The sequence below is a fragment of the Streptomyces poriferorum genome (assembly GCF_019399235.1).
Lineage (GTDB): Bacteria > Actinomycetota > Actinomycetes > Streptomycetales > Streptomycetaceae > Streptomyces > Streptomyces poriferorum.
On the sequence record NZ_JAELVH010000266.1, the window covers coordinates 1 to 8,737 of the forward strand.

Consider the following 8,737-nt stretch of genomic DNA (forward strand, 5'->3'; position numbering starts at 1 on the left):
CGCCCCCGGCCGTCGGCGCCGTGACCGGTATCAGCCGGGCTCCGGAGCGCAGCACGTAGGCGGCGTAGTAGGCGAGGAGCAGTCCGGTCAGCAGCGGAACACCCCCTGCGGCGGCCATGGCGTGGGATGCGTGGGAGCCGTGGGCCGCCGCGCCGGACCCCGCCATCACGAGGGACATGTAGACCATCGCCGACGAGCCGACCAGGTGGTGCAGATGGTGACCGCTGCGGCGGGAGGACCAGAGCGCGCGCAACGCGGCGACGCCGAACAGCACGGCGTACAGCAGCCATCCCCACGCGGGCGGCGCGACGACGGCCGCCGGCACCGCCATCGCGGCCATGCCGAAGCCCATCAGCGCCTCCGCGCGTGCCGCCCTGCGCTCCTCGCCGGTCCTGGCGCGGGCCCGCAACAGGCAGTACGCGCCGGTCGCCGCGCACAGCGCCATCAGCAGCCAGCCGGACATCGCAGGTCCGTGCACAGCGGAACCTCCCCCTGGGCGAACGACATCGCCGTCGTCCAGACGATGCCCGTGGGCCGATGCCCGTACGCGGCGCACTGGGGCAAAGGGGGAGCGCGCGACGGGGGTGAAACGCGAGGGACCGGTGCGGGCCCGCCGGGTCCCGGCCGCCCGGCGCAGGGGCCCATGGGCCGGAACCTGTGTCCGGACCGGGGGTTACGCTGCTGCCGCACAGCCACAGCAGCGAAAGGGAGAGCCTCCCCATGGACACCGCCCCGCACCGCAACCCCGGTCAGCTGACCTTCCGCGACGCGACCGACGCGGACGTGCCCGCGCTCGTGGAGCTGATCCAGTCCGCGTACCGCGGCGATTCCAGCCGGGCGGGGTGGACCACGGAGGCGGACATCCTGGAGGGGCAGCGCACCGACCCGCAGGGTGTCCGCGACGTGGTGCGAGCCCCCGGCAGCCGGCTGCTCGTCGTGGAACGCGACGGCGATCCGGTTGCCTGCTGCCAGCTCGAACACCGCGGTGAGGCCGCCTACTTCGGAATGTTCGCGGTCCGACCCTCGCTCCAGGGCGCGGGACTCGGCAAGCTGATCATCGCCGAGGCCGAGCGCACCGTACGGGAGAGCTGGGGTGCGCGCGAGATGCACATGACCGTGATCTCGGTGCGTGACGACCTGATCGCCTGGTACGAGCGCCGCGGCTATCGCCGTACGGGACAGTTGAGCCCGTTCCCGTACGGCGATGAGCGCTTCGGCGTCCCGCAGCGCGACGACCTCGCCTTCGAGCTGCTGGTCAAGGATCTGTTCCAGGGGATGTCGCCGCGCTGACCGGAGTCCGCCGGGCTATGCGGTGAAACGGCCCGCGCGGCGGATCTCCGGGAAGTCGGTGGTCGCGCCGTCGAGCCCGAGACCCCGGGCCAGCCGCAGATGATCCTGGGTGTTGACCACCCAGCCGACCACCGTCAGCCCCTCGGCGTGGGCCCTCTCGACCAGTTCCAGTGTGATGCGCCGGACGTTGAGCACCAGCCGGGTGGCGCCCACGGCCTTCGCACGGTCCACCACGTCATTGCCCCAGCGGCTGGCCACCAGGGCCGTCCGTACCCCCGGCACCAGCTGGGCGATCTCGGCGATCGCCTCGTCGTGGAACGAGATCACCTCGACCCGGTCGACGAGATCGCGCCGCCGCATCACCTCCGCCAGCGTGCGGGCGGCGGCCACGTCCTTGATCTCCGCCTGCAGCGGGGAGCGCACGGCGTCCAGGACCTCCTCGAAGACCGGCACCCGCTCTCCCTGCCCGGCATCGAGCTCGCGCAGCTCCGACAGGGTCTTGTCGGCGATCGGGCCCTTGCCGTCGGTCGTCCGGTCCACCTCGGCGTCATGCATGACAGCGAGGGCGCCGTCCTTGCTCAGATGAAGGTCCAGCTCGATGAGGTCCATCCCGGCCTCTTCGGCGTGGATGAACGACCGCAGCGTGTTCTCCGGCTCGACACCCATCACCCCGCGGTGGCCGATGGTGAGAAAAGACAAGGGACTCTCGCTTCCGTCGACGGCTTCTGTCCGTGTGCCTACCCACCGGGGGCTACGGCATGACCGCGAATCCGGCTGCCCGGTGTTCCGTCCCGGAGTGCGGGGGAGCCGTGCGCGGCGGAGTGGCTCCGTGTCCCTGTACGTCGGCGGCGCCGAGCAGGAATCCGGTGATGAGGGCGGCGACCAGGACGGCACGGATGCTCACGCGCGGTTTCTCCCGAGTGCGGACGAGGGGCGGACGCTGTCCGTCCTACCGGCAGTGGTCCGCCCACCCCGAGCAGCGTCACTCATGCGTGGGCGTGTCCTTCACGGGGTTGCCGGGCAGGCGTGCGAAGGGAGTCGGCCCGCCTGGGCTGTACCCGCCCGCCGCCCTGCCGTGAAGCCCGTCCTTCCACCGAAGAATGCGCCGGAGCGTTTGATCGCAGGAAAAATCGCGGTGACCATGGGGGGTCGGCAGGATAATTTTCATGCCCCCACTTGTCTCAGGGATCCGTACACAGATACGGTTGCTTGACGCGAGGTTCTCCCGTGGAGGAAGTGTTATGACGGAAATTCTTGTGCACGACGTCGCCGCCGGCGACATAGCTTCCGCCCAGCGGGTGGTCGAGCACCCGGCCTGGCCCGCGCTCAAGAATGCTGTGGAGGAGATCCGCCCCTGGCAGTCGAAGGACGGCTCCATCGACTTCGAGGCCGAGGGCGCGCCCTCGCCGGCAGCCGCCGAGGCAGCCCTGGACCGGGTGACCACCGCGGTCGAGCAGCTCTCACCGCTGCTCCCGCACGACGCCGCGTACCACCGCGCCCTTGTCATGGACCTGCGTCGCTGGGCCGCCGACGGATTCGGAGTCCCCGACTTCCTCGACTCGCTGCTGTCGTTCCAGCCCGCCAAGGACCGTCTCGACGGGCTCCAGCACCTCGTCGTCTTCGCGATGTACACCCAGAACGGCAATCCGGACCGCAATCTCGAAGCGGTCGTGCTCCGGATGGTCTGGCCCGAGTGGCTCGCCGATCTGGAGGCGACCCGCTACGACAACCCGTTGTTCTGCGGCATCACCTTCGAGGACTTCACCTCCGGGTACGACACCAACTCCGCCGTGCTCTTCCCGGAGACCATCGCCGTGCGCGAGGCCCCCGAGCGCTTCAGCTGGGGCGGCATCTTCTGCGACCGTGAGGCCGCCCGCTTCCGCCGCGTCACCGAGGCCTCCGTCGAGCTCCTGGGCGTCGAGCTGCCCGAGGACATCCGCGAGATGGTCGGCGACCAGCAGCGCTGCGAGCAGGCCTTCGTGCTCTGGGACATGGTCCACGACCGCACCCACAGCCACGGCGACCTGCCGTTCGACCCGTTCATGATCAAGCAGCGCCAGCCGTTCTGGATGTACGGGCTCGAAGAGCTGCGCTGCGACCTCACCGCCTTCAAGGAGGCCGTGAAGCTGGAGTCCGAGGGCAACGCCCACGGCCGCGACGTGCAGTACGCCGTGCTGTTCGACCGGATGTTCCGCTTCCCGGTCACCGGTGAGCGCGTGCGCAACTACGACGGTCTCGGCGGTCAGCTGCTCTTCGCGTACCTCCACAAGCACGACGTCGTGCGCTGGACGGACAACACCCTGAAGATCGACTGGGAGCGGGCCCCGCAGGTCACCAACCAGCTCTGCGCCGAGATCGAGAAGCTGTACCGGGACGGCATCGACCGCCCCAAGCTCGTCCACTGGTTCGCCGCCTACGACCTGGTCGCGACGTATCTCGCGCCGCACCCCGGATCCCGCTGGGCCAAGGGGCCGGACGCGCTGGACCTCTCCCAGCCGCCCCGCAAGCTCGTCGACGACGTGCTTCCGGACGAGTTTCCCCTGAGCATGTTCTATGAGGCGCTCTCCAAGAAACTGAAGAACGTGATCGCCTCCACCAAGGGGATCACCGCCGCGGGTGCCGGGCAGGCGGCCGCGTGAGCGCACGTCATGAGGAGGCGGTGGCCATGAACGGAAACGGCAAGGGCAGCGGGAGCGGTGCGCTCGAAGGAGCTGTCGTCGCGGTCGCGGGGGCGGCCGGTCCGGCCGGCCGGGCGACCCTGCTCCGGCTCGCCGAGGCGGGTGCGGTCGTCGTCGCGTCGGACGCGAACGCCACCCGGCTCGCCGAGGCGGTGGACGCGGCGCGCTACGCCCACGGCGGTGCCACCGTCACCGGCGACACGGTGGACCTGCTCGATCTCGGCGCCGCCCGTGAATGGGCCGACAAGACCGAGAAGGAATTCGGCAGGATCGACGGGCTGGTCCACCTCGTGGGCGGCTGGCGCGGCAGCAAGACGTTCGCCGACACCGACCTCGCCGACTGGACGCTGCTGGAGAAGCTGCTGATCCGCACCGTCCAGAGCACCTCCTTGGCCTTCCAGGACGGTCTCCAGCGCAGCGACCGCGGCCGTTACCTCCTGATCAGCGCGGCCGGCGCGAGCAACCCCACCGCGGGCAACGCCGCCTACGCGGCGTCGAAGGCGGCGGCGGAGGCCTGGACGCTCGCGCTCGCGGACTCCTTCCGCAAGGCGGGGGGCGAGGAGGGCTCGCAGAGCGCTGCTGCGATCCTGGTCGTGAAGGCACTGGTGCACGACGCGATGCGCGCCGAGCGCCCGAATGCGAAGTTCGCGGGCTTCACCGACGTCAAGGAGCTGGCCGATGCCATCGCCGGCGTCTGGGACCGGCCCGCCCCGGAAGTGAACGGAAAGCGCCTGTGGCTGACCCCGCAACCGTAAGGACCGACGCGCGTCGTCATCACGACCCGCAGGTACGCGGATTCGCCAGTGACAACTACGCGGGGACCCACCCGGAGATCCTCGCGGCCCTCGCCCTCGCCAACGGCGGCCATCAGATCGCCTACGGCGAGGACGACTACACCGGTCACCTCCAGCGCGTCATGCACAGCCACTTCGGCCCCACCGCGGAGGCCTTTCCGGTCTTCAACGGAACCGGCGCCAACGTGGTCTCGCTCCAGGCCATGACCGACCGCTGGGGCGCTGTCATCTGCGCCGAGTCCGCCCACATCAACGTGGACGAGGGCGGCGCGCCGGAGCGGGTCGGCGGCCTCAAGCTGCTCACCGTGCCCACCGAGGACGGCAAGCTCACGCCGGACCTCATCGACCGGCAGGCGTACGGATGGGACGACGAGCACCGTGCCATGCCGCAGGTCGTCTCGATCACCCAGAACACCGAGCTGGGGACGGTCTACACACCCGACGAGATCCGGGCGATCTGCGAGCACGCCCACGGGCACGGCATGAAGGTCCACCTCGACGGCGCCCGCATAGCCAACGCCGCGGCCTCCCTGGACGTACCGATGCGTACGTTCACCAACACCGTAGGCGTCGACGTGCTCTCCTTCGGCGGGACGAAGAACGGGGCCATCTTCGGCGAGGCCGTCGTGGTGCTGAACCCCGACGCCGTCCGGGCGATGAAGCATCTGCGCAAGCTGTCGATGCAGCTCGCCTCCAAGATGCGCTTCGTGTCCGTCCAGCTGGAGGCGCTGCTGGCCGGTGATCTGTGGCTGCGCAACGCCCGGCACGCCAACAGCATGGCCCAGCGGCTCGCCGAGGGCGTCAGGGCCGTGGACGGCGTGGAGATCCTCTACCCCGTCCAGGCCAACGCCGTCTTCGCGCGGCTGCCGCACGAGGTGAGCGAGCGGCTGCAGAAGCGCTTCCGGTTCTACTTCTGGGACGAGAAGGCGGGGGATGTGCGCTGGATGTGCGCCTTCGACACCACGGAGGACGATGTCGACGCGTTCGTCCTCGCCCTCAAGGAAGAGATGGCTGCCCAGTAGGGACTGTATGAATATGCGGTCGACCGGAAATCTATTGACTCCGGTCGGCCGCTTCCCTACGCTCGGCGGCCATGGAGCTCACGCAGCAGGTTCCCGATATCTCCGCCTACCTTGCCGCCGACGACGCGATCGACCATGAACACCCGCTGGTCCGCGACACGGCCGCACGGCTCCGCTCAGCGACCACGGACGCACACTCGTACGCGGAGGCGGCGTACTGCTTGGTACGCGACACCGTCCCGCACTCCGTCGACTCGGGGGACATGCGCGTCACCTGGCGCGCCTCCGACGTCCTCGCCACCCGCAACGGCATCTGCCACGCGAAAGCGCACACCCTGGCCGCCCTGCTGCGCGCCGAGGGCATCCCGGCCGCTCTCTGCTACCAGGCGCTCGCCGACGACGACGGGGAGCCCGGCGTGGTGCACGGGCTGATCGCGCTGCGGCTTCCCGGCCGGAACCGATGGCATCGGCAGGATCCGCGGGGCAACAAGCCCGGCGTGGACGCACAGTTCTCGCTGGACGAGGAGCGGCTGGCCTGGCCCGTCCGGCCGGAGCTCGGCGAGGTCGACTACCCGACGCTCTACGCGGCGCCGCATCCGGCCGTGCTGCGTGGTCTGCGCACGTCCGCCGACCGGGGCGAACTCTGGCGTGCGCTGCCGACGGCGCTCTGACCGCCGGCCCCACCGGATGCCCGGTGGGGCCGGAGCCCGGAGCGCGGACCACCGCCGGTGCTCCGGAGTGACGTTTGTGCCGCCGGGGCCCCGGCAGGTGCGTCAGCCGCGCTCGCGGACCTCTGCGGCCGTCGGAGCCGTACCCCCGAGGTGTGAGGGCACCCACCAGGTGTCGCTCGCGTCCTTCGGGCGCACGGGGTAGGCGCGCTGGGCGGCCTCGAGCAGCTCCTGCACGCGCTCCCGCAGCCGCCGGGTGATCGCACCCGCGTACTGGTCGGTCGGGGCTTCCAGCGGCTCGCCGACACGGATCGTCACCGGGATGTGGCTGCGCCTGAAGTTGCGCGGGCGCCCCTTGGTCCACAGGCGCTGGGTACCCCACAGCGCCATCGGGATCAGCGGCACACCGGCCTCCTGGGCCAGGCGCGCAGCGCCCGACTTGAAGCTCTTCAGCGTGAAGGACTCCGAGATCGTCGCCTCGGGGAACACTCCGACGATCTCGCCGGAGCGCAGCGAGGCCAGGGCGTGCGCATACGCGTCCTCGCCCTGCTTGCGGTCGACGGGAATGTGCTTCATGCCGCGCATCAGGGGGCCGGAGACCTTGTGCAGGAACACCGATTCCTTGGCCATGAACCGCACCAGCCGCTTCTGCGGCAGCGCCGCGAGCCCGGTGAAGATGAAGTCCAGATAACTGATGTGGTTGCTCACCAGAACCGCGCCACCGGTCTTCGGGATGTGCTCCGAACCCTGAGTGTCGATCTTCAGGTCGAGCGCCTTGAAAAACGTACGAGCGGCGCCGATGACCGGTCGATAGACGAGTTCTGCCATCTGGAGAAGACCCTTCTTCAGCGCCTGGGGAGGGTTCTCCCGGCGGAAGTTACGCAGCCGTAGGTTTTCGGCATTGGGCCGATCGTGCCCCATGCGCGTCGTGGTGGCCAGTCCCGTCGGGCGCGGGGCGCGAGATTCTCGTCACGTGGAACGCCGGGGAATGTCCCGGCGGCTGCGGGCGCTGACCCTTTGCGTAGAGCTCTGACAGGAGGCCGAAGGTGGATGTGCGGACGCGTGCGGAGCGGCTCGATGCCGCCCAACTCGGCGTGGAATTGGGGGAGAGGGCCACGCTCGTCCAGTTCTCCAGCGCGTTCTGTCAGCCCTGCCGGGCCACCCGCCGCACCCTCGCGGAGGTGGCGGGCATGGTCGAGGGCGTCGCCCACGTGGAGATCGACGCCGAGGCGCATCTCACTCTCGTACGCGAGCTCGGCATCAGCCGGACCCCGACCGTCCTGGTCCTCGACGCCTCCGGGCTGGTGGTCCGCCGGGCCGTCGGGCAGCCGCGCACCGTCGATGTCGTCGCGGCCCTGGGGCAGGCGATGTGACGGACCGTGATGCTTCTCCCACCTTGTGGGACGCCCTTGACTCCGCCCGCCGCGCATCGTCAGTCTGACGTTATGCCGCCGGAACTCCTTCTCTACGGCCGGGTCCATGTCGACCTCGCCCGCAACGCGAGTGCGCGCTGTCCGGATGCCTGAGCATCCACGGCCCCGCACACCCGACGCGCAGAAGGACATCTCCATGACGGCATCACCCGAAACCGGCACCCACCGGACGGCATCCCCGGACCTCCTGCGTTCCGTGTTCCGGCAGCACGCCGCCGGAGTCGCCGTGATCACCGCCGCCGGTGAACGGCCGGTCGGTTTCACCGCCACCTCGCTCAACTCCGTCGCCGCGGACCCGCCGCTCATCTCCTTCGGCGTCGGCACATCGTCCTCCAGCTGGCCGGTCGTCGCGGAAGCCGACCACATCGGCGTCCACATACTCGGCGAGCACCAGCGGGAGCTGGCCGCCACCTTCGCGCGCAGTGGTGCCGACCGGTTCGGCCCGTCCACCGATTGGCGCAGCGGACCGGAAGGCGTCCCGGTGCTGGACGGCGTGCTCGCCTGGCTCGTCTGCCGGGTCGTGGCACGGATCCCGGCGGGGGACCACCGGATCGTGATCGCTCAGGCGGTCGTCGGGGATCCGGCGGGGGGCGGCAGGCCGCTCGTCTATCACCAGGGCAGGTTCACGGCTCTGCGAGACTGAGATCATCCGGTGGCGCCGGACTGCCCGGCGTAGGCCAGATCACAGTGCCAAGCGCTTGCTTAATGGGCGCCCAATGGGTGTACTGGCGAGTAATATTACGGTCGGAGCGCCGGTCGCCCCGACCGGAAATCGCCCCATCAGGCGCCTATGCTGCGTGCAACAAGGCAGCCCGGAAATGACGATGCAGTAGGAGAGCCGGCGTGAGCTTG

11 protein-coding genes are annotated in these 8,737 nt (G+C 70.0%); 7 read left to right on the forward strand and 4 right to left on the reverse strand.

Annotated features, from left to right (window positions below):
• The coding region (locus tag JGS39_RS31915; protein WP_219573230.1) for a DUF5134 domain-containing protein at nt 1–478 on the reverse strand (478 nt) is incomplete at its 3' end.
• Between the two features lie 242 nt (nt 479–720).
• On the opposite strand from JGS39_RS31915, the gene JGS39_RS31920 reads away from it, so the two are divergent.
• Nucleotides 721–1,290 carry a GNAT family N-acetyltransferase gene (locus JGS39_RS31920; RefSeq protein ID WP_219573231.1) on the forward strand — a complete coding sequence of 190 codons (570 nt, stop codon included), beginning with the start codon at nt 721–723 and terminating at the stop codon, nt 1,288–1,290.
• 15 nt (nt 1,291–1,305) lie between these two features.
• On the opposite strand, the gene JGS39_RS31925 is transcribed toward JGS39_RS31920, so the two are convergent.
• Both JGS39_RS31925 and JGS39_RS31930 read right to left on the reverse strand, forming a co-directional pair.
• Complete coding sequence (locus tag JGS39_RS31925; protein ID WP_219573232.1) at nt 1,306–1,989, reverse strand: glycerophosphodiester phosphodiesterase; 684 nt, start codon at nt 1,987–1,989, stop codon at nt 1,306–1,308.
• Nucleotides 1,990–2,041: 52 nt separating this feature from the next.
• The gene (locus JGS39_RS31930) at nt 2,042–2,194 is read right to left on the reverse strand and encodes a hypothetical protein (RefSeq protein WP_219573233.1); all 153 of its coding nucleotides are present in this window, start codon (nt 2,192–2,194) and stop codon (nt 2,042–2,044) included.
• Between the two features lie 337 nt (nt 2,195–2,531).
• Here JGS39_RS31930 and JGS39_RS31935 point away from each other — a divergent pair, with 337 nt between their 5' ends.
• The 4 genes from JGS39_RS31935 to JGS39_RS31950 all read left to right on the forward strand — a co-directional run bounded on the left by JGS39_RS31935 (nt 2,532) and on the right by JGS39_RS31950 (nt 6,455).
• Nucleotides 2,532–3,929 (forward strand): DUF6421 family protein, encoded by a 1,398-nt coding sequence (locus tag JGS39_RS31935; RefSeq protein WP_219573234.1) that lies wholly within the window; start codon nt 2,532–2,534, stop codon nt 3,927–3,929.
• Nucleotides 3,930–3,955: 26 nt separating this feature from the next.
• Nucleotides 3,956–4,723 (forward strand): SDR family NAD(P)-dependent oxidoreductase, encoded by a 768-nt coding sequence (locus JGS39_RS31940; RefSeq protein WP_219573240.1) that lies wholly within the window; start codon nt 3,956–3,958, stop codon nt 4,721–4,723.
• Entirely contained in the window at nt 4,702–5,784 is a 1,083-nt protein-coding gene (locus JGS39_RS31945) for a threonine aldolase family protein (RefSeq protein ID WP_219573235.1), read from the forward strand. Before JGS39_RS31940 ends, JGS39_RS31945 begins: the two co-directional genes overlap by 22 nt.
• A 71-nt stretch (nt 5,785–5,855) precedes the next feature.
• On the forward strand, nt 5,856–6,455 hold the full coding sequence (locus JGS39_RS31950; protein WP_219573236.1) for a transglutaminase-like domain-containing protein: 600 nt from the start codon (nt 5,856–5,858) through the stop codon (nt 6,453–6,455).
• Nucleotides 6,456–6,557: 102 nt separating this feature from the next.
• Here the strand turns inward: JGS39_RS31950 and JGS39_RS31955 are convergent, their stop codons facing one another.
• Nucleotides 6,558–7,280 carry a lysophospholipid acyltransferase family protein gene (locus JGS39_RS31955; protein ID WP_219573237.1) on the reverse strand — a complete coding sequence of 241 codons (723 nt, stop codon included), beginning with the start codon at nt 7,278–7,280 and terminating at the stop codon, nt 6,558–6,560.
• A gap of 218 nt (nt 7,281–7,498) precedes the next feature.
• Between JGS39_RS31955 and JGS39_RS31960 the strand changes: the two genes are divergently transcribed.
• Nucleotides 7,499–7,825, forward strand: coding sequence for a TlpA family protein disulfide reductase (locus tag JGS39_RS31960; RefSeq protein ID WP_219573238.1), 327 nt, complete (start codon nt 7,499–7,501; stop codon nt 7,823–7,825).
• 196 nt (nt 7,826–8,021) lie between these two features.
• A complete protein-coding gene (locus tag JGS39_RS31965) occupies nt 8,022–8,528 on the forward strand; it encodes a flavin reductase family protein (protein WP_219573239.1) in 507 nt (168 codons plus the stop codon).
• The last annotated feature ends 209 nt before the right edge of the window (nt 8,529–8,737 follow it).

Bases quoted from the DNA above. Each gene is read 5' to 3' on its own strand.
- JGS39_RS31950 (WP_219573236.1), top strand. From the start codon at position 5,856: ATGGAGCTCACGCAGCAGGTTCCCGATATCTCCGCCTACCTTGCCGCC.
- JGS39_RS31935 (WP_219573234.1), top strand. From the start codon at position 2,532: ATGACGGAAATTCTTGTGCACGACGTCGCCGCCGGCGACATAGCTTCC.
- JGS39_RS31940 (WP_219573240.1), top strand. From the start codon at position 3,956: ATGAACGGAAACGGCAAGGGCAGCGGGAGCGGTGCGCTCGAAGGAGCT.
- JGS39_RS31920 (WP_219573231.1), top strand. From the start codon at position 721: ATGGACACCGCCCCGCACCGCAACCCCGGTCAGCTGACCTTCCGCGAC.
- JGS39_RS31965 (WP_219573239.1), top strand. From the start codon at position 8,022: ATGACGGCATCACCCGAAACCGGCACCCACCGGACGGCATCCCCGGAC.
- JGS39_RS31955 (WP_219573237.1), bottom strand. From the start codon at position 7,280: ATGGCAGAACTCGTCTATCGACCGGTCATCGGCGCCGCTCGTACGTTT.